Raw genomic sequence first — 24,465 nt, 5'->3', positions numbered from 1 at the left:
TTATTTATCGGTGTTTTTCACTAATGTAATGCTGTTAATAATAACCGGTTGGACGGGTTTATCTTGTGCTGCCGTTTTAACTTTAGCGATTTTATCAACCACCTCTAAGCCCATTGTTACTTTACCGAATACTGCATAACCCCACTTATTAGCGCCCGCATCCAAAAATGAATTATCTTTTTGATTAATAAAAAACTGACGTGAAGCTGAATGAGGGTTGCCAGTACGTGCCATTGAAATAGTACCTCGTTCATTGCTTAATCCATTTTTAGACTCGTTCTGAATAGGCGCTAACGTTTCTAAACGTTGACCTGATGCTAAGAAGCCACCCCCTTGGATCATAAAGCCTTCAATAACACGGTGAAAGGTTGTTTCCTTGAACTCATCTCTTTTAATGTAAGCTAAAAAGTTAGCCACCGTTTTAGGCGCTTTTTCAGGATATAACTCGACCGTTATCTGTCCTTGGTTAGTGTCAATCACCATACTTGGATTGGCTGCTAGTGCTAACTGACTTGTTAATAATAAAATGAATGCCGTAATGTATTTCATGGTGATTCCTTGTTTTTTGTCTTTATATTTAAGTATTTTTTTAAATGGTTTTTTTAAAATCCTAGTGATACTAATTTGTTGTTAGGAAAGTTTCTAACATAATCGCTAATTAAAACGCTTGCATTTGTTCATTGAGCTCTTGATCTTCAACTATTTGAGTCAATAAAAGTGATAATTGCTTGTTCATGCGCTTAGTAATATTGGCAACATTCGCTGAGAAAGCGGCATCCCATTGTTTATTTGAACGAAATAATTTGATGAAGGACTTACCTTGGTGCGTTAATGCTACTTTAATCATCATTTGTGATGATACATCGTAGCTAGCTGTATTTTCTGTCACGGTAGCAAGTGCTTTAACTAATTTAATGTCAACCTTGTAATCACTGATATGATCGATCTTTAATTGATTATCTGACCAAGCTTTAGTTAAACTTTTTTCAATTAATAAACGTAATGATTGTTGTTCATTAATGAGTTGTGCAACATTATCGCCATCAACTATTTCGATCAAATGTCGTGCTACTCGTTCATCTTGGCTATTAATCACCCAAGGCTGTGGATTTGTATAGGTATAAGCTCCTTTTTCAATATTAAGTTCAGGCATTATATTGGTATAAGAAGGGGTCGAAGTACAACTGATTAATGTTAATAAACTGGTGATGACTAATAATGATTTGAAAAAAGCGTTAAACATTTTAAGATCCTAATAAGAGAATTAAAAACACATCATAACAAACCTATTATTGAAGCGAATTAATAAATCTATCTGTTGTGATTAATTGCTTTAATTTTCATCCCCAATAATTTTAAAAGTGACATTTAGCATAAAATAAGCTGTTTTTTCTCATTAATACCTATTATTTTCCACTTTCAATAAATAAATGTGTCTATGAGTTTATAAAAACATTTTATGTAAAATATGATCAATATTACTGGTTTTTTATAAGATGAGATCTCCGTCATATTAACTTAATCTTTCTGTAACACTGATGAAATCTAGGCTAGCGATGGTTATCCACTTTTTCAATGGTGTTAGTGCAGGCTTTCCTGTGAATTAAGAAACCTATAAAAGTTATCTGAAAAATAGTATATAGCAGTATGTGGTTTTATAAATCGTAATACGTATCATTTGTTAATTTGAATTTTTCTGTCTAAATAGTGAACTCTAGTTGTTCAATAAAAGAATGTTAATACTAAAAGCTTATTATATATTTGAAGGTAAGATAGGTTTAACTTTAGACGATCTACTATGCAATTCTTTTTAATCTCACTGCACCACTACACAGCATGTACGAGCGCCTAAACCACCCCCTGACAGTAACCTAATGGTTAGCAATGGATGAGGATGCCTAATGAATGATTTCATTCCTTAACACATAAAAACGGTATTCATGTAGAAGTTGCTTATAATTTCCTTATAAATAGCGGATATGGTAGCGAAGATTTAGAAACTATTGGTATGTATTCGCCTCTGATATCGTTAAGTAGTCCAATTACTATTGATACATTACTAACGTTTATAAGTGACCAATAGTCCCCCGTATCAGTGTTTTTCAATGAATATGGTAAGGATGGATTGTTGTTAGTGTTACAGGAATTTGTTGAATATATTGCTAAAGAGTTTGAGCACAACACTTTATATGATGATGACATTACTCAAAAACAATTAATAGCAGGGTGGAAATATGTTAAAGCTCGAACTATTCCTCAGTTAGTGCAACATCCTATGACAACGTTTTATTACCAAAATATAGTTTAATTAAAGCCCTGTACTCTGACGCTTCAGTGTATGATGATCTTTCTTATCAGAAGTAACTTTTAATCTTTTCCCATATCTTTCAATTACTATATCTAAATTTTCTACTCTACTTTTAACCATATTTAGTACTAATGCCGTTATAAAACTGAATTTGTTACTTTCAGTAGATGAATAAATTGAAAAGATATTCAGTGTATTAGTAATTATTTTATCGACAGTATTAAATTTGCGCATAACTGGTATATAACCTTTTGCAGTACCACCACGCACACCATCACAATTATGTTGAGTTTTAAAGTGATAAAGAATACCCGAGAATAATTTCTCGGGTATTCAATAGTTACATAACTAACAATGCAATAATCATATAAGTAATCTGCATTACTTTGATGAGAACTAATCGGTCGATCTCTAAATTAATTGAAAGTTTCATTCATTATTTTCCTTTAAAATATTAAGAAGGAAGCTTGGCGAGGTATTGAATGAAAATTACAAAAGTGTATTATATGCATCAGTTATTGATATAATTAATCTGTAATTGGCTCTGGCCTTCTACTCAGATTCCTTTAATTTTCGTCCTACCGAAAATTAATATCATTCAAAAATAAAGCTCACTATGTGGGCTTTTTTTTTGCTTAAGAAAACTATACATTTGTTTAAATAGTACAAGATGTAGTGTTACTCTTTAACAATGGACACAAGATAACGTTTATTAGAATAATTTCAAGGGATAACTTTTACTAGGTTAGTGGATAAAATTGTGGACAAATTGGCATGCTTTATTACGGTTAGTGGTTACTAACAAAATGCTGTAAGTGAGGTCTGTTTTATGCAAATTGCAATAACTATTTTTCTTTTTCTTCCTACCTCTAAATTGCATTTATTGTCTTAATAATAATTGTAATTTATTTTTTGTTTTTTTACTAAATAGCCGCCAGCATCTGTAAATGCTGACTTTTAATCTTAAATTATGATTTATTTGGGATGAGTTGAATCACTTTATCCAACTCTCTTAAATCAATATTCATTACATCAATATACTGATCTTTCGTGGAAGTTTGCTTGTGGCCAACAACACTGTTAATAATCGTATCAGCCGCACATTACTAACTAAGCTCGTCATAAATACATGCATTAGGCTATAAAAGCTTAATAGGTGTCTTTTCTCGGTTTTATAAAGATAGCTGTCGTTATGGACTTATATTTATCCAAAGCTTGTCTATAGGTTAAACCTTTGCTTTTAAGCTCGGTAGTAGGCGTTTCCTTAATAGAAGACACATACTTATTTAATAAAGTAATCAAGGTTGATTGTTCTACTAAATCTTTTTCATATACCCCTCATCAATTAACCACTGCTTAATATCATGTCTTAACCCTATTGGTTTAATATCGTCTTTAATCCAGTCATCAAAATCTAAAACAGGTTGCTCTTTAATACCGCAGTCGATAGGTGATTGTTGTAAATTATGGTTATGAAAACTGTTAGGTGAGAAGTGCTGACTAAAATACTTATCAAAGCTGTGGTTCTATCAATTACACGGTTAATTTCTTCTTCAATGATCAACTTTAAAACTTTAATACACACACGCGATCCCTCAATTTTATCAATTACAATATTGAATAATATTATTAGCAACTAGACGTCTCTTTGTGCGTAGTGCCATCCTGAACAATTTACCTTCAATTCTTTTACTAAAGTAAAAACAATCATTTCTTTTTATGATGTATATCATTGTGTATACCTTAAAATATACCACTTAGTGATTGGAAAGACTGAAAGTACCTCATTGCACATTTTGTGAAAAAATATTTAACCAACTGCGAACTGAGATCTCCGTCATATTAACTTAATCTTTCTGTAACACTGATGAAATCTAGGCTAGCGATGGTTATCCACTTTTTCTGTGGATAACTCTGTGGGAAGTTAATGAAGATCGTTCTGAAACCCTTGATATGACTTGGCTCTGGTTAAATAGAGTTATTTTTAACCGTAAAAAATAACCTTTGTTTTTCAAGTGGTTATAATCGTCAAGTAGTTTTTTTTAGCCTTTTAACTATACCTTCAATATCCCTTTTGTTTTTTAGCTTGTCAATAGATTTCTGTGAATATATCAGGAATAAATCTATTTATTTATATTGACAAAGCTTTCCTTTAAGGAATCTTGATTGCTTATTTATTGAACGGTATATTTGATGAATATATTCAATTTATACACTATGCCTGTTAGGCGACTGAACATTTTTTATTAACATTAAAGGCATTTTATGACTATTTTGTAGCATTTTTGTTAATAGAAAGGGTAGGTTCGGCATTGGATACTGCTATAAGCTCTATTTTCCTTAGTTTCCTAAATGAGCTTTCTCAATGAGTTTAATTTTTATGAATATATTATTTTAAAAAATCAGCCTACTGTTGCTCATTAGTAATGGTAAGATTAAGGACTAAACTAAGAGATATAATGAGGATCTATGAGTAAACCGTTTGAGTTAGTTTGTCCTTTCTCTCCCGCTGGAGATCAACCACAAGCGATTGAAAAACTAGTTGAAGGCATAGAGTCAGGTCTTGCGTTTCAAACGTTGCTAGGGGTAACAGGGTCCGGTAAAACATTTACCTTGGCGAATACGATTGCTAAATTAAATAAACCGACTTTAATTCTTGCACCCAATAAAACACTGGCTGCGCAATTGTATGGTGAGATGAAAGCTTTTTTTCCTCACAATGCAGTGGAATATTTTGTTTCTTATTATGACTATTACCAACCAGAAGCCTATGTTCCTAGTTCAGATTCCTTTATAGAAAAAGATGCTGCTGTAAATGCTCATATAGAACAGATGCGCTTATCGGCAACCAAAGCATTATTAGAGCGCGATGATGTGGTGTTAGTCGCCTCTGTGTCTGCTATTTATGGTTTAGGTGACCCACAGTCTTATTTAAAGATGATGTTGCATATTAGCGTGGGTGAAATCATTTCTAGTAGAGAAATTTTACAACGTTTAGTCGATATTCAATACACTCGTAATGAAACAGAGTTAAGCCGTGGTACCTTCCGTGTGCGTGGCGAAGTGGTTGATATTTTCCCTGCAGATTCAGAAAAACAAGCGATTCGAATTGAGTTATTTGATGACGAAGTTGAAAATATTAGTGTGTTTGATCCATTAACAGGTCAACAAATCGAGCAACTGTCCCGCACTACCATTTTTCCTAAAACGCACTATGTAACGCCTAAAGAGCAAATTCTTAAAGCGATAGAGGGTATTAAAGAAGAGTTACAAGATCGTAAGAAAACTTTCTTAGCTGAAAATAAGCTGATAGAAGAACAACGTATTTCACAACGTACTTTGTATGATTTAGAGATGATGAATGAATTAGGTTACTGCTCGGGTATTGAAAATTACTCTCGCTATTTATCTAGTCGTGGAATAGGGGAAGCGCCCCCGACTTTATTTGATTACTTGCCTAGCAATGGATTATTGGTCATTGATGAAAGTCATGTCACTGTGCCACAAATTGGCGCGATGTATAAAGGTGACCGATCTCGTAAAGAAAACTTAGTAAATTATGGTTTTCGCTTACCTTCTGCGTTGGATAATCGTCCATTAAAATTTGAAGAGTTTGAAAAATTAGCGCCGCAAACGATTTACGTCTCTGCCACCCCGAGTGATTATGAAATCAATAAATCACAGGGGGATATTATTAGACAGGTCATTCGTCCAACCGGTTTATTAGACCCGATTATCGAAGTGCGTCCAGTGGCCACCCAGGTCGATGATTTACTCTCTGAAATTAATATTCGTGTTCCAAAAAATGAACGTGTTTTAGTGACAACATTGACTAAGCGTATGGCAGAAGATTTAACAGAATACTTAAGTGAACATGGTATTAAAGTACGTTATTTACATTCTGATGTTGATACGGTCGAGCGAGTTGAGATTATCCGAGACTTACGCTTAGGGATATTTGATGTACTGATCGGTATTAACTTATTAAGAGAAGGGTTAGATATTCCTGAAGTCTCTTTAGTGACTATTTTGGATGCAGATAAAGAAGGATTTTTACGTTCAGAACGTTCTCTTATTCAAACCATGGGGAGAGCGGCACGTAATTTAGAAGGTAAAGCGATTCTTTATGCCGATAGAATTACTGATTCCATGCGTAAAGCCATTAAAGTCACGGAAGATAGGCGAATACTGCAAGATGACTTTAATAAAGCCAATGGTATTGAGCCTAAGGGGTTATCGAAAGAAGTCACTGATGTCATGCAGTTAGGGCAAAAACCTCAACCGAAAAGTAATATTACCCCTATTAATGTAGCTGAAAACGGTGGTTCATATAATGCTAAGAAACCATTACGTACAGAGCAAGATATCTTAAAAGAGATCGCAAAAATTGAAAAACAGATGTTTGCTTTTGCTAAAGATTTGGAGTTTGAAAAAGCGGCACAATTACGTGACCAAGTGACAAAGTTACATGAGCGGCTTTTATCGGTAGGATAATTCGAGAGACCTTGGTATAGAAAACACTATTATAAAAAATGTTGTTATAAAAAATGTTGTTATAGAAAGCATTCCTTACCACAAAGCTATTTACTAGAGCATTATTCATTGCACTGGTGTTCATTATAGTAAGGACTAAAACAGTGTCTTTATTGTAACGATTTATTAGTGAGGAATTGTTAATAGTATTGTGGAGACTTTTACTCGATAGTGTCATTTAAATCTTATGTTTGTTTTGATGAGCAAAATAAACATAAGATTAATTCTTATCGAATGATACTTTAAATTTTCAGCGTTAACTCGTTATGCACTTTAAGGTTGAATCTGCCTTAATTAAAGATTTAAGCTGAAATATTTATTAATAACATTTATTGCGATATAAAGTTAACAATATCACTCGATTCGTATAACCATTGCGTTTCACCATTGCTATGTTCAATACGTAAACAAGGCACTTGTTTTTTACCACCGCCTTGAATCAAATCGCTTCGATGTTGATTATTTTGTTGAATATTTCTTGGCTCAATACTAACCCCTAACTTTTGGATTGCTTTACGGGTCATTGCACAAAAAGGGCAAGCGTCATAATAGTAAAGTGACATCGATTTTGGTTGTGTTTGTGATAACGTCATGTTGTTCCTTAATGTTTATTAGTCTATTTTTTATTTTAAAGCTAAGTAATTGATAGATATGGGTGAAATACTCTGTTCCATTTAATTTAATCATTTCATAACGAAGTTAAAACCAAGTTAATGTCTACAATCAGTCGATAGCTATAAAGCTGAATTTATTAAATGTGCAGTATTTATGGCATTAATATAAGGTATCGATCAGTGATAAAGGCAACCAAATGTCTAAATGTTGCCCCCATATGTCCAAATGATTGTTTTAAGCAATAAATGTTAGTGATTATTTATTATGGTATTCATTCTCTATGACAATATAATCGTCAGTTGGCGGATTATATTAAGGCAAGTGAAAAAGAGAGGATATTGAATGAGTCTGTTTACTTTGGTTATTATTCGGATTTTGCCTACCTATTAGCAAATAGAGTAGAGGTAGCAACTAAAAGGCTAACCTAATGGCCTTAAAGCATGTTTTTTAGCAATGCTATTAGTGACTTGAATTAAACGTTTTTTAATTTCAGATTCGATATTGGTTTTTGTTTTGATTAAATCAGTAACGGCAATATATGCTGTGGTGGTTAAGTTTTTTTGTTGATAACAATAGGCTACATTGTTATCAATAATGCAATCCTCTTTATTGGCTTCTAGACTCACTTCATTATTTATAAATGGTAGGTCCTCTGTAAGTGATCTCACTAATGTAAAATGAAAAGATAAAATACACGCGTTATCGCCATACCAATTTGCTTTTAATGCTTGAAAGTTAATCCACATTTCTAATTTATTTAATAAAGGTGTCAGTGCGCTGGAAAAGCTTTGATCGGCAACGATTTTAATGGGAAGTGTTTCTTGTGTCATAGTAGTTAACCTCAGTTCTGGATAAGAAAAGCGATACAACACCACTATTTGAGCGAGTTTCTTCGTTAAATTATTTCCCAATAACCAGTTATTGCTTCAATAATTTGCCTTGAACTACGCACAACTAGCAGTATTGTATAATAAATTTTTATAACGATATGATTTAAAATAACCTTTCGCTTCCGTTAACCAGAATTGAGGTTAGTTAACTTAATTTGATGAGTAGAAAGAGGCGAATCTATACTTTATATAATTCATACCTAATGCTACTCATTGTCTATTGGTTACTCTCATTTAATCTAATGAGCCATATTATCTAGCGTAATTAAAGTACAGCTAAACCTTCTTTTTCTAGCAATTCAATTAAAGAGATAAGGGGAAGACCAATTAAGCTATTAGGATCTTTTCCTTCGAAGCGACTAAATAAACTAATACCAAACCCTTCGCTTTTAAAACTGCCTGCACAATTATAAGGTTGTTCTTTATTAAGGTAGTTAGTGATCATTTGATCTGATAATTCACGGAAATACACATCAAAGGGTTCAACTAAAGAGTGCACTTGACCTGTTTGACTATTAACAACAGCAAGTCCCGTATAAAAAGTAACATGTTGGCCACTGGCTGCTTTTAATTGCTTAAAGGCATTTTCAAAATTACCGGGTTTCCCTAATATTTTACCGTTATTTAAACAAACTTGGTCTGATCCTATGATTAAGGCATCCGGAAAGTCTTTAACGACTGCTTGTGCTTTTGCAATGGCTAGCCTTTCTACTAATTGAACGGCCGTTTCCCCAGGCAATTCATCTTCGTTAACCTGTGGGTTAGCTGTGGAAAAGTCTAAATGGAGTTTTTCTAACAGCTGTTTTCTAAACGGTGAAGTCGATGCTAACACTAGCTTTTGTGGCATAATGAACCTTACTTAAGTATAAAAATAAGTTTATTTTAAGGACAACCAAAGAATAAAGCGATAGCTGAATAAAAACTTAATAAAAATAACGCTTTTTCTTTGACTATATTGAACTCTATCTATATTATTCGCCACCATGCAAAAGGTTAAACTACCGATTAGCGTTGATTCTGTTCGCGCTGCTAATAACAGATTAGAGATACTAGCTAGCCTAGACAAATCTTTATTAAGCAGATTAATAGAGTCAACAATCAGTATTCAATCTGATATCGATACTTATTTTGCCTTTGATGTTGATCAGCAAAAACTGAAAATATTCAATGGTAAAGCAAGCGTCGCAGTAGAACTCACTTGTCAACGGTGCAATGAGCCTATGATTTATCAGTGTGAAGCTGAATTTACGTATTGTCCCGTTCTTAATAAAGAACAGGAAAATAATTTACCAGACGTTTATGAACCCATTTATTACGATGAAAATGGGGAGGTAAATCTTCACCAAATAGTTGAAGACGAACTGTTATTAACTCTTCCACAGATTGCGATGCATGCAATTGAGGATTGTAAATACAGTGACTACGAAAGTAGCTTTGGCGAAATTGAAGAAGAACAAGAACGTCCTAACCCATTTGATGCGCTAGCTCAGCTAAAGCTCAAGTAACAAGCAGGAATTTTTAAAATGGCAGTACAAAAAAGTCGTAAGACTCCTTCAAAACGCGGTATGCGTCGTTCACATGATGCACTAAGTGCACCAACTTTAACTGTTGACAGTACTTCTGGTGAAACTCACCGTCGTCATCACGTTACTGCTGACGGCTTCTACAAAGGCAAAAAAGTCATCGAAAAGTAAGTTATTACTTTGCGTAACTTTACCATTGCGCTTGATGCCATGGGGGGAGATTTTGGCCCCCATATTTCTTTACCTGCCAGTTTTAAATCCTTACAATTACACCCCAACTTATACATCACTATCGTCGGTGATAACCAAATAATATCCCCTTTATTAAAGCAATATCAGTTACTTGAACACCCTCGAGTTAAATTTATGCACGCGCCAGAAAACATATCAATGGAAGATGATCCAGTTTCTGTGTTACGTCATCGCATTCAGTCTTCAATGCTCGTTGCGTTACAATTAGTGGCTAATGGTGACGCCGATGCTTGTGTTAGTGCCGGCAATACAGGCGCGCTTATGCTATTAGCTAAGCACACTTTAAAAACACTAGACGGTATTTCGCGTCCTGCATTAGTCTCTGCGCTACCTAATAACCGAGGTGGACATAGTTACTTAATGGATTTGGGGGCTAACCTTCAATGTGGGTGTGATACATTGTTTAACTTTGCATTAATGGGCAGTGTATTGTGTGAAAAAGTTGAGCAATTAAGTTCTCCAAGCGTGTCATTGCTAAATGTGGGTCGTGAGATCAATAAAGGTAATGAGACGATAAAACATTGTGCAAATTTGTTGTCTAATACTGAATATATAAACTATATCGGTTATATAGAGGCTAACGAGTTGTTCGATGGTCGTGCGGATGTCGTCGTCACCGATGGCTTTAGTGGTAATATCGCACTGAAAAGTTATGAAGGAATGGGGCGGGTATTCTTGGATCAATTACAAAAAGCGATGAATGCAACTTGGTATAGTCGTTTTCTTAGTAAGTTATTGAATCCAATAATAAAAAACCAATTAAAACATTTGCATCCAGATCTGTATAATGGTGCCAGTTTGATTGGGTTGCGCGGCATTGTTGTAAAAAGTCATGGTAGTGCAAATGTAGAAGCATTTACTTATGCAATAGAACAAGCGATTAAAGAAATTCAATGGCAGATACCTGCTTGCATTAGCGCAAGGTTGGAATCTGTCTTAGCAGAGCGAGATTGTTTATCACATGAATAGCAAAATTATAGGTACGGGTAGTTATTTACCAACAGCAGTACGCACCAACCAAGACTTGGAAAAGATGGTTGATACAAGTGACGAATGGATCACTGTACGTACTGGTATAAAAGAGCGTCGTATTGCTAATGAACAAGAAACGATCGCGTTCATGGGCAAACAAGCTGGAGAGCAAGCTTTACAAGCGGCGAACTTGGAAGCAAGTGACTTAGATTTAATTATTGTGGCAACCACAAGTAACCATAATGCTTTTCCTTCAGCTGCTTGTGAAGTACAAGATTTGTTAGGTATATATGATATTCCTGCTTTTGATGTGTCAGCTGCTTGTGCGGGTTTCACTTATGCACTAAGTATCGCAGATAATTTCATTAAAGCAGGCGGTGCAAAAAATATATTAGTGATTGGTGCTGATGCATTAGCGAATACTTGTGATCCTACAGATAGAAGTACTATTATTTTATTTGGTGATGGTGCAGGGGCCGTTGTCTTAACTGCAACAGAAGAACCAGGTATCTTATCTACTCATATCAACTCTGATGGTCGATTTGGAGAGTTACTCAAATTACCTAATGTTGAGAGAGGTAAACCAGATACGTTGACTAATTCATATTTATCAATGGCGGGTAATGAAGTCTTTAAAGTCGCTGTTAAAAAATTAAGCCAAGTTGTCGTTGATACATTAGCAGCTAACAATATTGAAAAAGATCAATTGGATTGGTTAGTGCCACATCAAGCTAACCAACGTATTATTGCTGCAACGGCTAAAAAGCTAGGTATGTCTATGGATCAGGTTATTTTAACACTTGATAAACATGGGAATACTTCTGCTGCATCAGTCCCACTTGCTCTTGATGAGGGAGTAAGAAGTGGACAAATTAAACCGGGCCAATTAGTGCTATTAGAAGCATTTGGTGGTGGTTTTACTTGGGGCAGCGCGCTGGTCGTAATGTAGCTGATAAATTTGGCTTATAGAACTTAGTATTTATATAAGTTTATTTTAAAAATATTACAGAGCCATTACAAAAATATTAATAGAAAATTTAGGAATTAAAAATGACAAACTTTACATTTGCCTTTCCTGGCCAAGGTTCACAAAGCTTAGGTATGTTAGCTGATCTAGCATCTACTTATCCTGTTGTTATTGATACATTTAAAGAAGCAAGTGATGCGCTAGGTTATGATCTTTGGGCATTATGCCAAGATGGTCCTGTAGAAGCTTTAAACCAAACAGATAAAACTCAACCTGCATTATTAGCGGCATCTGTCGCTGTTTGGCGTGTTTGGGCTGAAGTCGGTGGTGAACAACCAACGACGATTGCCGGGCATAGCCTAGGTGAATACTCTGCGTTAGTTTGTGCTGGTGTTATCGACTTTAAAGACGCATTAAAATTAGTAGAGCTTCGTGGTCAATTAATGCAACAAGCAGTGCCTGCTGGTGTTGGTGCAATGTACGCTATCATTGGTTTAGGTGATGCTGAAATCAAAGCTGCCTGTGAACAAGCTGCACAAGGTGAAGTTGTTTCTCCTGTTAACTTTAACTCGCCTGGCCAAGTGGTTATTGCAGGTAATAAAGATGCAGTAGAACGTGCTGGTGTTTTATGTAAAGAAGCGGGTGCAAAACGTGCTTTACCTTTACCTGTTTCAGTGCCTTCTCATTGTGCATTAATGAAACCAGCTGCAGATGAATTAGCCATTGCATTGCAAACAGTAAAATTTAATACACCAACAATATCTGTTATTAATAATGTTGATGTAGCCATTGAAACAGATGCTGACAAAATTAAAGATGCCTTAGTGCGTCAATTATACTGCCCAGTTCGCTGGACAGATATTATCGTTAAAATCGCAGAGCAAGGTATCAACTTACAAGTTGAAGCTGGCCCAGGTAAAGTATTAAGTGGCTTAGTTCGCCGCATTGATAAAAGTTTTACGGCACAAGCAATTAATGACACAGCAAGTTTAGCGGCTGCATTAGCTGCTGTTAAAGGAGAATAATAATGAGTATGCAAGATCAAGTAGTATTAATAACAGGTGCAAGTCGTGGTATTGGACGTGCAATTGCAGAAAATTTTGTTGCATTAGGTGCAACGGTACTAGGTACAGCAACTAGCGAAAGTGGCGCTGCTGCTATTAGTGAATATTTAGGTGATGCAGGTAAAGGTTTTGTATTAAACGTAACTGAAACAGAATCAATAGATGGACTATTTGCTGAGATTAAGAAAGAATTCGGTAGTGTTGACGTATTAGTTAACAATGCTGGTATCACACGTGACAACCTATTAATGCGCATGAAAGATGCAGAATGGGATGACATTATCGGTACTAACTTAACGCCTATTTTTAAATTGAGTAAAGCGGCACTTCGTCCTATGATGAAGAAGCGTGCTGGTCGAATTATTAATATTGGTTCAGTAGTGGGTACAATGGGTAATGCTGGTCAAGCTAACTATGCTGCAGCAAAAGCAGGTGTAATTGGTTTTACTAAATCATTAGCGCGTGAAGTTGCAAGTCGTGGTATTACTGTGAATACAGTTGCGCCAGGTTTCATTGAAACTGATATGACAAAAGCATTGAATGAAGAACAACGTGCTGCAACATTAACAAATGTACCTGCTGGTCGTTTAGGCGACCCGAAAGAAATCGCTGCTACAGTTGTGTTTTTAGCTTCTGAAAGTGCTGCTTATATCACCGGTGAAACAATTCACGTTAACGGTGGTATGTACATGGTCTAGTTGTTGACAAACTCTGTTAAGCAACTAAGCTAAAAAAAGATAGATATTCTACTAATTTATTGATTAAAATCTTAAAATACTGGTCTAACCAGTGATAGAATACTTGAATATTAAACGCGATAGAATAAACTACCGCAACTTAACGCAAAAGCGTAATTACAAAGGAAGATAAAAAATGAGCAATATCGAAGAACGCGTAAAAAACATCATCGTTGAACAGTTAGGTGTTCAACTTGACGAAGTTAAAAACGAAGCTTCTTTCGTTGACGATCTTGGTGCTGATTCACTAGACACAGTTGAGCTTGTAATGGCTCTTGAAGAAGAATTCGATACAGAGATCCCAGATGACGAAGCAGAGAAAATCACTACTGTTCAGTCTGCTATTGATTACGTTGTTAACAACGGTTAATTCTTCACTTTAATGTGTAGAAAATTTCTAAAAGGCGGTCTTCTGACCGCCTTTTGTTTTTTAATAATAAAGTTTTTTAACAATAAAATTTTTTAATAAAAATTTCTAACGATAAAAGTTTTCTAGTCATCATTTTTTAACGCAATATAATTAAGTGAAATAATATCTAAGTATTTTATAGAAAGTGTTTAGTTATTGTTTTTAAAGCTTCATTTAGGAGAGTCTAGTGTCAAAGCGTCGAGTTGTAGTAACCGGTTTAGGTATGATATCGCCAGTTGGCAATACGGTAGAGCAATCATGGCAGGCAGTACAAGCAGGTAAAAGTGGGATTTCAAATATCGAACATTTTGATACTGAAAAATTCTCTACTAAGTTTGCTGGCCTAATCAAAGACTTTAATGTCGAAGAATATATGCCAAAGAAAGAAGCGCGTAAAATGGATTTATTTATCCAATACGGCGTTGCAGCCGCTGAACAAGCATTTCAAGATTCAGGTTTAGAAGTGACTGATGAAAATGCTGAGCGCATCGGTGTTGCGATTGGTTCTGGTATTGGTGGTTTAGGTATTATCGAAGCGAACAAAGATAACTTTGCAAAAAGTGGTCCTCGCAAAATCAGCCCATTCTTTGTACCAGCAACGATTATTAATATGATTTCTGGTCATGTTTCTATCAACAAAGGCCTAAAAGGTCCTAATATCGCAGTAACAACAGCCTGCACAACGGGTACGCATAGTATCGGTTTAGGCGCTCGTATGATCCAACACGGTGATGCTGATGTGATGTTTGTTGGTGGTGCTGAAAAAGCATCAACAGAAATGGGCATGGGTGGTTTTGGTGCTGCACGTGCTTTATCTACACGTAATGATTCTCCAGAAACAGCGAGTCGTCCATGGGACGAATCACGTGATGGTTTTGTATTAGGTGATGGTGCAGGCGTATTAGTGATTGAAGAATACGAACATGCAAAAGCACGTGGCGCAAAAATCTATGCTGAGTTTGTTGGTTTTGGTATGAGTGGTGATGCTTACCACATGACGTCACCACCAGAAAGTGGTGCTGGTGCAGCATTATCAATGAAAAACGCAATTAGAGATGCAGGTATCGAAGCAACTGATATTCAATATATCAATGCACACGGTACTTCTACTCCAGCTGGTGATATTGCTGAAACACAAGCTGTTAAAGGTATTTGGGGTGATGCAGCAAATTCTGTGATGATGAGCTCAACTAAGTCAATGACTGGTCACTTATTGGGTGCAGCTGGTGCAATTGAAGCAATCTTCAGTGTATTAGCGATTAAAGATCAAGTGGCTCCGCCAACGATCAACCTTAAAAACCCAAGTGAAGGCTGTGATTTAGATTATGTTACTGATGGTAAGGCTCGTCCTTCACACATTGAATATGCATTATCAAACTCATTTGGTTTTGGTGGAACAAACGGTACGTTAATCTTTAAACGTATCTAGTTTTTCTAATACTGTAGAAAATTAAAAACCTGATTTAATCCATCGGGTTTTTTTATATCTAAATTTTATAAACGTTAGCGATGTTATAAATAAAGTAGGATCGGTATACTCAACTTCATCAATGAAATTATAAAGATTAGTGATAAGTAGATGTTAATTAACGGACTAGAAAATAATAAAATTAATGCCACAGATCGAGGGCTCGCTTACGGTGATGGTTTATTCTCTACTATCAAAGTCGAGTTTGGCGACGTCATTGATTGGCCACTTCATTTAAAGCGTTTACAACATGGTGTCACACGCCTGTTTTTTCCTGAAATTGATTGGCAACAACTTGAACAAGAAGTCTTTACTGCTGCTAAGACAGTGTCCAGCGAACCTCATTATGTATTAAAGTTAATACTCACCAGAGGGAGTGGTGGACGAGGTTATAGTGCAGACGGTTGCAAAGATATTCAACGGATTATTAGCCTTTCTAAGTTTCCTGATGCTTATTTACAATGGCAACAACAAGGCATTAATATCGCTCAATGCTCAAGCCAACTGGGCCGTAATAAGCAACTTGCAGGTTTAAAATCATTAGCAAGATTAGAACAAGTTTTCATTAAACAAGAATTAGCGACGTTAAATGCGGTTGAAGGATTGGTTTGTGATGAGTTTGGAAACGTGATTGAAGCCTGTAGCGCTAATGTATTTATTTACCTTAATGGTCAATGGATAACACCAAAATTAGACTTTTGCGGTGTGGCGGGGGTGATGCGTGAACGTATCTTGCAACATAGTGCCATTAACGTTGTCGTAAAAGAAATCTCTTTAGAAGAGGTAAACCAAGCCTCTTGTCTTTTTCTCTCTAATGCTTTGATGGGCATTGTGCCTGTGAAACAATACCAAGAAAAAAGTTATAGTGAGCAACAGTTACAACGAATAACTGAATTACAAGCAATACTTAAGCAAGGAAGTTCGCAACAATGATGAAGAAAATAGGGTTCGTTTTATTATTAATCTGTGTAGTAATCGCCGCAGCACTACTGTGGTCAAAGCAACAAATAGACGCTTACTTAGGTTCCCCGAGAGTACAAGAAGCACAATTATTTACCTTAGCTGACGGTAGTTATTTCTCCCATTTAGCACCACAGTTAATTGATCAAGGTTTATTGGATAATCAACGTTGGTGGAAGGTCGTCTCAAAATTGAGACCTGAGTTAACAAAAATAAAATCAGGTACTTATGAATTACCAAAAGGGGCTTCTTTAGAACAAATTTTGGTTATATTAACCAGTGGACATGAGCACCAGTTTAAATTGACCTTTGTCGAAGGCAGCACTTATAAAGACTGGCAAGCAATCTTTACTAATGCAGAGCATATTCAGCCGTTACAAAAAACAGAACAAGAATTGCTGACTGCCTTGGAAAGCTCTTCAACTAAATTAGAGGGTTTATTGTTTCCTGAAACTTATCATTACACTGCTGATATGAGCGCCTTTAGCATTGTCAAAAAAGCCTATCTTCATCAACAACGTGTATTAGAAAAATTATGGGCGGAAAGAGACAAAAACTTACCTTATAAAAATCCTTATGAGGCGTTAATCATGGCGTCAATTATTGAAAAAGAAAGTGGTTTAGCCAATGACCGAGATAAGATTTCATCGGTATTTGTAAACCGTTTAAAAATCGGAATGCGTTTACAGACAGATCCAACTGTTATTTATGGAATGGGCGATCGTTATAATGGGCGTATTCGCAGTAAAGATTTAAGAGAAAAAACAGCTTATAACACTTACACTATGGCAGGTTTGCCACCAACACCAATTGCAATGCCAAGTGAAGAAGCCTTGTTTGCTGCTTTGCATCCTGCTGATACTAAATATTTGTACTTTGTGAGCAAAGGAGATGGCACTTCTTACTTCTCTAAAAACTTAAGAGAACATAACAATGCCGTTAATAAATATATCCGAGGAATGTAATATGTCAGTACAACAAAAACTAGCGGGTAAATTTATTGTTATTGAAGGGTTAGAAGGCGCAGGGAAAAGTACTGCGATTCAATATATTCAAGATTGGTTAATCAGCAAAGGACTCTCTGAACAGAAAATTGAACTGACGCGTGAACCTGGCGGCACCGTATTAGCTGAAAAAATGCGTGATATCGTTAAAATGGATGTCGATGACGAGCAACTAGATGATAAAGCTGAGTTGTTAATTATGTATGCGGCACGCGTTCAGTTAGTAGAGCATAAAATAAAACCTGCTTTGGCTGACAATAAGGTGGTTATTGGTGACCGTCATAACTGGTCTTCTTTAGCCTATCAAGGAGGCGGTCGCGGGATTGATTTAAATCTCATTCGCGATATTAAACAGGTCGCATTAGGTGATTTCAAAGCGGACTTTACGTTGTTTTTAGACATCGAACCTGAACTAGGGTTAAGTAGAGCACGTGGTCGTGGAGAGTTAGACCGCATTGAACGGTTAGCCATCGATTTCTTTAATCGCTCTCGCGCCGTATTTCAGCAATTAGTTGCAGATGAACCGAGCGCGGTGTGTATTGATGCAAGTCAGTCATTTTCCGAGGTTGAAACCGCCATTAAGCAACAACTTGATACTTGGTTAGCGAGTTTATAAATGCCGAACAATGAAATGCCAGATACAGATAATGCTGAGGTGATTTTTGATAATGTCACCACACCTTGGTTAACGCCTTTTTATCAGAAGTTACAAAATACTTACCATGAAGGGCGTTTTGCGCATGGTTTATTATTCACTGGCAGTGCAGGGATTGGTAAATATAAGTTAGCAAAACAATTAGCTCAGTTTTTATTATGTACAAATAAACAAGAAAATGATGCATGTTTTGAATGCCATTCTTGCCGTTTAATCAGTGCGAATAATCATCTTGACTTGAATTTATTAGAAGCAGAGATGAATAAATCAATTGGTATTGACCAAGTACGTCTCTTAACTGAGAAGCTCAATGAACGTCCACAGTTAGGTAATAATAAAGTGGTCATCATCAAAGGGGTTGAACAGTTAACAGAAGCTGCTGCGAATGCATTGTTAAAAACACTTGAAGAACCGCAGGGTGATAGCTACCTTATTTTATTGGCGCGTACACACCATCAATTAATGCCAACGTTATTAAGTCGTTTACAACAAACGCATATACACAGTCCCGATGATCAAACGCTAATCGATTGGTTGTATGCGCTTGGGTATCAAGTGAGCGATTATGGCGTGTTACGATGGTTTCAAAATAGTCCATTAGCATTACTTAACCATTTAAAAGCCTTGCAGGAAGATGCTTCAATTGACACGCGTCGTCAGTGCGTTGAAGGTTTGTTTAATTTGTTGTATCAACCTATTCATCTTTTTTCATTTTCGCAGTTATTGACGAAAGATGTAGAACAAAACCTATTATTGGTCTTTCATTTATTACACGATATTCATAAATTAAAATTAAATAATAATCAGCTTAATGAAGATGCTATTTATTATTTTGCATTGCCACAATTACAACTTTGGCAAGCGCAGCTCTCTTACAAAAGTTTACGTGTATTAAGTACTGAAATATTAAAGACACGCAGTTTGTTAACCAGTCATTCATCGCTAAAAAAAGAACTGTTGATTAACGCATTATTGATAAAAATTAAAAACGAATTTAAGGAAAATACAGCATGTTAGTAGATTCTCATTGCCATCTTGACCGCTTAGATTATAAAGAAAAACATAAGAACATTGCAGACGTTATCGACAAAGCTCGAGTACAGGGTATTACACATTTATTAAGTGTTTGCGTGACGTTAGATGATTATCCGGCCATGGCTGAAATGATTGCCCCTTATAAACAAGTATCTAGTACGTGTGGTATCCATCCATTGTACAAAGAGGCTGTGATGGATGAGGCCTTATTACTTGAATATGCTAGTTCAGACAAAGTGGTCGCAATAGGTGAAACAGGGTTAGATTTCTTTTATTCACCAGAGACAAAAGAATGGCAAATGGATGCATTTCGTAGACAAATTAGAGTTGCTAAACAGCTTAATAAGCCTTTAATTATCCATACTCGCGGCGCACGTCAAGAAACGTTAGATATTCTTCATGAAGAAGGTGCAGAGCAAGTTGGCGGCGTATTACATTGTTTTACTGAGTCTATTGAAATGGCGGAAGAAGCGATGAAAATGGGCTTTTATATCTCAGTGTCAGGTATTGTCACTTTTAAAAATGCCAAAGAGCTGCAAGAAGTGATCAAAGCCGTGCCATTAGATCGTTTATTAGTTGAAACCGATTCACCTTACCTCGCACCTGTCCCACATCGCGGCCAAGAAAATGAGCCAGCCTATACGCATGATGTTGCTAAATTTGTGGCAGATTTAAAAGGGGTGTCTTTTGAAGAATTAGCTGAAGTGACCACTAATAACTACTTCACTTTATTTAAAGGCGCCGTTACGGTCAACTAGCTACATTGTTATTACTGGTGTAATGAGCCTTCTGATTTTTTTAGGTACAATATTGTTAATTTCGGCTTGTTAATGTCAATCTGCAGTTAATCAATAGAAAGATGCAAATGCAGATGGAAAGACCAGAAGAAAAATATGCGAAAAGGAAACTAATATGCAAACCGTTTTATTAAATGGACAACAAATCACACCTTCAAAAGTCGTGTGTATTGGCCGTAACTATGTTGAACATATCGCGGAGTTAAATAATGAAACGCCGACGGAACCTGTTATTTTTGTAAAGCCAAACTCTGCTATTTCAACTGAAATTAAAACCCATCCTGTTGATGCGATTCATTATGAAGCAGAGCTATCTTTGATTATAGAAAACAACCAATTTATTGGTGCAGGCATCGGCTTAGATTTAACAAAACGTGAAGTACAAAGTGTATTAAAAAGCAAAAGCTTACCTTGGGAAAGGGCGAAAGCGTTTGACGCATCAGCGGTATTTTCTGAGTTTGTCGCTATTGACAATAAAGTGGAATCATTAAGTTTAGTTTTATTAATTAATGGTGACGTTATTCAACAAGCTAATTATGAGCTAATGATTTATAAACCTGCACAAATTGTCGCTGCTGTTAATGAGTTTATGTCTTTTGAAAAACACGATATATTAATGACGGGGACACCCAAAGGCGTTGGTAAAGTGAATAAAGGCGATCAGTTTACCGGTCAACTTTATGATCAAGAGACGTTATTAGTGACTCAAACGTGGACCGTATTATAACGCTATATTTCACCTGTCTTTTACGAGCGCTGGCTTGAACAAGAAATAATTGTTCAATTCCAGCATTTTATCGCCTGCAAACCGTCCTCAGCACTAGCCATATCACTTTGATCTGCGTAAAATTACACCCATATTTTTTATCACTTGTCTAAAGTAGAGTAATCAAATGCAGCATCTAGATGAAATCGTTGCTAATGCGCAACAACAGATCGAAAACGCCGCGGATACCAATGAATTAGAAGAAATTCGTTTACAGTATCTTGGCAAAAAAGGTTTAATGACTGAACAAATGAAAGGCTTAGGCAAATTACCGCCTGCTGAAAAACCAGCTGCTGGACAAATGATCAATCAAGCTAAACAAGCCATTCAAGCTGTTTTAGTTGAACGTAAAAAAGGCATGGAAGAGGCTATTTTAAATGAAAAATTAGCGTCAGAAACTATCGATGTTACTTTACCTGGTCGCGGTTCAAAGCAAGGTAATATTCATCCAGTAACACGTACAACAGATCGTATTGTTGAGTTCTTTAGTGAATTAGGTTTTGAAGTTAAAGACGGTCCTGAAGTTGAAGATGGTTACCATAACTTTGATGCGTTAAATATTCCCCCTGAGCATCCAGCACGTGCTGATCACGATACGTTCTATTTCAATCCTGATTTAGTACTACGTACACAAACATCTGGTGTACAGATTCGTACTATGGAAAATCAAGAGCCGCCTGTGCGTATTATTTCTCCAGGGCGTGTTTACCGTAACGATTACGATCAAACACACACACCAATGTTCCATCAGGTTGAAGGGTTGATGATTGCTGAAAACGTCAGCTTTGCACAGCTTAAAGGTATTTTGAACGATTTCTTACATAACTTCTTCGAAGAAGATTTAGAAATCCGTTTCCGTCCATCTTATTTCCCATTTACAGAACCTTCTGCTGAAGTAGATGTAAAAGGTAAGAACGGTTGGTTAGAAGTATTAGGTTGTGGAATGGTACACCCAAGCGTTTTAAAATCGATGGGTGTTGATCCAGAGAAATACTCAGGTTTTGCTTTTGGTATGGGTATCGAGCGTTTAACAATGCTGCGTTATGGCGTAAATGATTTACGTTCTTTCTTTGAGAACGATCTTCGTTTCCTCAAGCAATTCAAATAAGGGTTATTAATAATGAAATTCAGTGAAGCTTGGTTACGCGAATGGGTTAACCCAGAAATCAGTTCTGAAGCACTACAACATCAAATTACAATGGCCGGTCTTGAAGTTGATGACGTAGAGCCTGTTGCTGGCGAGTTCAGTAAAGTACTTGTTGGTGAAGTAGTTGAATGTGGCCCACATCCTGATGCAGATAAATTACAAGTTACTAAAATCAATATCGGTGAAGATGAATTAATCGATATCGTTTGTGGCGCTAAAAACTGTCGTTTAGGATTAAAAGTAGCTGTTGCCGTTGTCGGTGCAGTCTTACCGGGCGACTTTAAAATTAAAAAAGCAAAACTACGCGGTCAACCATCATTTGGTATGTTGTGTAGTGAGTCTGAGTTAGGCATGGCAGACAGTGCAGAAGGTATTATCGAATTACCTTTAGATGCGCCAATCGGTCAATGTGTCCGTGAATATCTACAACTTAATGACGTGATCATTGATGTTGATTTAACAGCAAACCGTGCTGATTGTTTAGGGGTTGCCGGTCTTGCTCGTGAAGTCGCCGTATTAAATGGCATTGAAGCAACGCCAGTCACTTGGAACAATGTTGATGTTACTATTGATGACCAAGTTGCTATTAACTTACAAGCACCTGAAGCATGTCCTCGTTATCTTGGCCGTGTGATTAAAGGGATTAATCAAAATGCAACAACACCACTTTGGATGGTTGAAAAACTACGCCGTTGTGGTGTACGTAGTGTTGATGCCGTTGTCGATATCACGCAATACGTATTGCTTGAGTTGGGTCATCCAATGCATGCATTTGATTTAACTAAACTAGAAGGTGGTATTGAAGTTCGTCTTGCTGAGCAAGATGAAAAACTAACGCTACTAGACGGTAAAGAAGTTAAATTAAACGCTGATACATTAGTGATTGCAGACCAATCTAAAGCGCTTGCAATGGCAGGTATCTTCGGTGGTCAAGATTCTGGTGTACAAGAAGGTTCAACAGATATCTTCTTAGAAAGTGCATTCTTTGCACCTTTAGCGATTGCTGGTCGTGCACGTAGTTACGGTTTACATACTGACGCTTCACATCGTTACGAACGTGGTGTGGATCCTGTATTACAAGCAACTGCAATGGAACGTGCTACACAGCTGTTAGTTGACATCTGTGGTGGTCAAGTTGGTCCAATTACTGAAGCAGTCAACGAAGCGACTTTACCAAAACAAGCAACCATTGAGTTACGCCGTAGTAAACTAGATCGTTTAATCGGTATTTCAATTGATTCAGACCGTGTTCAAAAAATATTAACGCAACTAGGTTGTGTTGTTTCTGAAACAGCTGAAGGTTGGTCTGCTATTGCACCGACTTACCGTTTTGACATGGAAATTGAAGAAGACTTAGTTGAAGAAGTGGCACGTGTATTTGGTTATAACAACATTCCAAATATTGCCCCTCACGCAGCTTTAACCATGCCAGCACACAATGAGTCGCGTTTAAAACTGTCTAAAATTCGTGATGTATTAGTGAATCGTGAATATCAAGAAGCGATTACTTATAGTTTTGTTGACCCTGACAAGCAACTTAAATTACACCCTGAATCTGACGCGTTAATCTTGCCTAATCCTATCTCTAAAGATATGTCAGCAATGCGTGTTAGTTTGTGGTCTGGTTTATTAGAAAGTGTCTCTAAAAACCAAAAACGTCAACAAAATCGTGTTCGTTTATTTGAAACAGGCCTACGTTTCATTAAAGATGAGCAAGCTGAAAATGGTATTCGTCAACAAGCAATGTTATCAGGCGTTATTATTGGTAATGTGAATGATGAACATTGGTCTATCGAAACGCGAGCTGCTGATTTCTTTGACTTAAAAGCAGATTTAGAAGCGGTATTAGACTTAACCGTTGATGATGCAAGCTTTGAGTTCAGAGCAGAGAAGCACAGTGCGCTTCATCCTGGCCAATCTGCTGGTATTTATCGTAACGGCGTTAATGTTGGTTTTATTGGTAGTTTGCACCCAAGCTTGAAAAAACCATTTTCATTAAATGGCCAAGCTATTGTTTTTGAAATAGAAATTGATGCTGTGCTCACTCGTCAATTACCACAAGCGGGTGACATCTCTAAGTTCCCTGCGAACAGCCGAGATCTTGCATTTGTGGTCGATGATCAAGTAAATGCAGGTAACGTCTTAAAATTTATAGAAAAAATTGGCGGTTCTCAACTAGTTAGCATAAACTTGTTTGACGTATACAAAGGACAAGGTGTTGAAGAAGGTAAGAAAAGTTTAGCAATAGGCTTGATCTTACAAGATGCAACACGTACTTTGGAAGAACAGGAGATTGCTGATAGCGTTAGTTTAATAGTTGAAGCGGTTTCTACGGAATTTCATGCATCGTTGAGAGATTAATT

24 protein-coding genes are annotated in these 24,465 nt (G+C 36.4%); 18 read left to right on the top strand and 6 right to left on the bottom strand.

From position 1 onward, the window contains the following. Together Q0794_RS03760 and Q0794_RS03755 are read right to left on the bottom strand one after the other, a co-directional pair. Positions 1 to 549, bottom strand: a complete 549-nt coding sequence (locus Q0794_RS03760; protein WP_298940209.1) for a peptidylprolyl isomerase — start codon at positions 547 to 549, stop codon at positions 1 to 3. A 109-nt stretch (positions 550 to 658) separates the two neighbouring features. Next, positions 659 to 1,243: a YajG family lipoprotein gene (locus Q0794_RS03755; RefSeq protein WP_298940207.1), complete on the bottom strand. Its 585-nt coding sequence runs from the start codon at positions 1,241 to 1,243 to the stop codon at positions 659 to 661. An 885-nt stretch (positions 1,244 to 2,128) separates the two neighbouring features. Between Q0794_RS03755 and Q0794_RS03750 the strand changes: the two genes are divergently transcribed. After that, entirely contained in the window at positions 2,129 to 2,308 is a 180-nt protein-coding gene (locus Q0794_RS03750) for a hypothetical protein (RefSeq protein ID WP_298940205.1), read from the top strand. Here the strand turns inward: Q0794_RS03750 and Q0794_RS03745 are convergent, their stop codons facing one another. Next, positions 2,309 to 2,578: a hypothetical protein gene (locus Q0794_RS03745; protein WP_298940204.1), complete on the bottom strand. Its 270-nt coding sequence runs from the start codon at positions 2,576 to 2,578 to the stop codon at positions 2,309 to 2,311. It abuts the gene before it with no gap. 2,199 nt (positions 2,579 to 4,777) lie between these two features. Between Q0794_RS03745 and uvrB the strand changes: the two genes are divergently transcribed. Next, positions 4,778 to 6,802: an excinuclease ABC subunit UvrB gene (gene uvrB / locus Q0794_RS03740; protein ID WP_298940203.1), complete on the top strand. Its 2,025-nt coding sequence runs from the start codon at positions 4,778 to 4,780 to the stop codon at positions 6,800 to 6,802. Between the two features lie 368 nt (positions 6,803 to 7,170). Here the strand turns inward: uvrB and Q0794_RS03735 are convergent, their stop codons facing one another. The 3 genes from Q0794_RS03735 to Q0794_RS03725 form a co-directional block, all read right to left on the bottom strand. Continuing rightward, positions 7,171 to 7,434, bottom strand: coding sequence for a glutaredoxin (locus Q0794_RS03735; protein WP_298940201.1), 264 nt, complete (start codon positions 7,432 to 7,434; stop codon positions 7,171 to 7,173). Positions 7,435 to 7,875: 441 nt separating this feature from the next. Beyond that, positions 7,876 to 8,286, bottom strand: coding sequence for a hypothetical protein (locus tag Q0794_RS03730; protein WP_298940199.1), 411 nt, complete (start codon positions 8,284 to 8,286; stop codon positions 7,876 to 7,878). 325 nt (positions 8,287 to 8,611) lie between these two features. Continuing rightward, on the bottom strand, positions 8,612 to 9,193 hold the full coding sequence (locus Q0794_RS03725) for a Maf family protein (protein WP_298940198.1): 582 nt from the start codon (positions 9,191 to 9,193) through the stop codon (positions 8,612 to 8,614). 136 nt (positions 9,194 to 9,329) lie between these two features. Here Q0794_RS03725 and yceD point away from each other — a divergent pair, with 136 nt between their 5' ends. The 16 genes from yceD (at position 9,330) to pheT (ending at position 24,463) form a co-directional block, all read left to right on the top strand. Further along, on the top strand, positions 9,330 to 9,851 hold the full coding sequence (gene yceD, locus Q0794_RS03720; protein WP_298940197.1) for a 23S rRNA accumulation protein YceD: 522 nt from the start codon (positions 9,330 to 9,332) through the stop codon (positions 9,849 to 9,851). A gap of 18 nt (positions 9,852 to 9,869) precedes the next feature. Then, the gene (rpmF, locus tag Q0794_RS03715) at positions 9,870 to 10,040 is read left to right on the top strand and encodes a 50S ribosomal protein L32 (protein ID WP_025562454.1); all 171 of its coding nucleotides are present in this window, start codon (positions 9,870 to 9,872) and stop codon (positions 10,038 to 10,040) included. Positions 10,041 to 10,049: 9 nt separating this feature from the next. Continuing rightward, on the top strand, positions 10,050 to 11,090 hold the full coding sequence (gene plsX / locus Q0794_RS03710; RefSeq protein WP_298940196.1) for a phosphate acyltransferase PlsX: 1,041 nt from the start codon (positions 10,050 to 10,052) through the stop codon (positions 11,088 to 11,090). Next, positions 11,083 to 12,042 carry a beta-ketoacyl-ACP synthase III gene (locus Q0794_RS03705; protein WP_298940195.1) on the top strand — a complete coding sequence of 320 codons (960 nt, stop codon included), beginning with the start codon at positions 11,083 to 11,085 and terminating at the stop codon, positions 12,040 to 12,042. Before plsX ends, Q0794_RS03705 begins: the two co-directional genes overlap by 8 nt. 101 nt (positions 12,043 to 12,143) lie before the next feature. Continuing rightward, entirely contained in the window at positions 12,144 to 13,085 is a 942-nt protein-coding gene (gene fabD, locus Q0794_RS03700) for an ACP S-malonyltransferase (protein ID WP_298940194.1), read from the top strand. A 2-nt stretch (positions 13,086 to 13,087) separates the two neighbouring features. Continuing rightward, entirely contained in the window at positions 13,088 to 13,822 is a 735-nt protein-coding gene (fabG, locus tag Q0794_RS03695; protein ID WP_298940193.1) for a 3-oxoacyl-ACP reductase FabG, read from the top strand. Positions 13,823 to 13,997: 175 nt separating this feature from the next. Beyond that, positions 13,998 to 14,231, top strand: a complete 234-nt coding sequence (gene acpP / locus Q0794_RS03690) for an acyl carrier protein (RefSeq protein ID WP_025562459.1) — start codon at positions 13,998 to 14,000, stop codon at positions 14,229 to 14,231. Positions 14,232 to 14,457: 226 nt separating this feature from the next. Then, positions 14,458 to 15,699, top strand: a complete 1,242-nt coding sequence (fabF, locus tag Q0794_RS03685; RefSeq protein ID WP_298940192.1) for a beta-ketoacyl-ACP synthase II — start codon at positions 14,458 to 14,460, stop codon at positions 15,697 to 15,699. A 150-nt stretch (positions 15,700 to 15,849) separates the two neighbouring features. Beyond that, the gene (gene pabC, locus Q0794_RS03680) at positions 15,850 to 16,671 is read left to right on the top strand and encodes an aminodeoxychorismate lyase (protein ID WP_298940190.1); all 822 of its coding nucleotides are present in this window, start codon (positions 15,850 to 15,852) and stop codon (positions 16,669 to 16,671) included. Further along, positions 16,668 to 17,663 (top strand): endolytic transglycosylase MltG, encoded by a 996-nt coding sequence (gene mltG / locus Q0794_RS03675; RefSeq protein ID WP_298940188.1) that lies wholly within the window; start codon positions 16,668 to 16,670, stop codon positions 17,661 to 17,663. Before pabC ends, mltG begins: the two co-directional genes overlap by 4 nt. A 1-nt stretch (position 17,664) precedes the next feature. Beyond that, complete coding sequence (tmk, locus tag Q0794_RS03670) at positions 17,665 to 18,318, top strand: dTMP kinase (protein ID WP_298940185.1); 654 nt, start codon at positions 17,665 to 17,667, stop codon at positions 18,316 to 18,318. After that, positions 18,319 to 19,374, top strand: coding sequence for a DNA polymerase III subunit delta' (holB, locus tag Q0794_RS03665; RefSeq protein WP_298940184.1), 1,056 nt, complete (start codon positions 18,319 to 18,321; stop codon positions 19,372 to 19,374). Continuing rightward, positions 19,368 to 20,150, top strand: coding sequence for a YchF/TatD family DNA exonuclease (locus Q0794_RS03660; protein WP_298940183.1), 783 nt, complete (start codon positions 19,368 to 19,370; stop codon positions 20,148 to 20,150). The genes holB and Q0794_RS03660 overlap by 7 nt, the downstream gene beginning before the upstream one ends. Before the next feature lie 154 nt (positions 20,151 to 20,304). Continuing rightward, the gene (locus Q0794_RS03655) at positions 20,305 to 20,916 is read left to right on the top strand and encodes a fumarylacetoacetate hydrolase family protein (protein ID WP_298940181.1); all 612 of its coding nucleotides are present in this window, start codon (positions 20,305 to 20,307) and stop codon (positions 20,914 to 20,916) included. Between the two features lie 166 nt (positions 20,917 to 21,082). Then, positions 21,083 to 22,063: a phenylalanine--tRNA ligase subunit alpha gene (gene pheS / locus Q0794_RS03650; protein ID WP_298940180.1), complete on the top strand. Its 981-nt coding sequence runs from the start codon at positions 21,083 to 21,085 to the stop codon at positions 22,061 to 22,063. A gap of 12 nt (positions 22,064 to 22,075) precedes the next feature. After that, the gene (gene pheT, locus Q0794_RS03645) at positions 22,076 to 24,463 is read left to right on the top strand and encodes a phenylalanine--tRNA ligase subunit beta (RefSeq protein WP_298940179.1); all 2,388 of its coding nucleotides are present in this window, start codon (positions 22,076 to 22,078) and stop codon (positions 24,461 to 24,463) included. The last annotated feature ends 2 nt before the right edge of the window (positions 24,464 to 24,465 follow it).

This window comes from uncultured Psychromonas sp. (assembly GCF_947489755.1).
Taxonomy (GTDB): Bacteria; Pseudomonadota; Gammaproteobacteria; order Enterobacterales; family Psychromonadaceae; genus Psychromonas.
The sequence above is the reverse complement of the archived record's forward strand: the minus strand, read 5'-3'. Positions and strand labels throughout refer to the sequence as shown.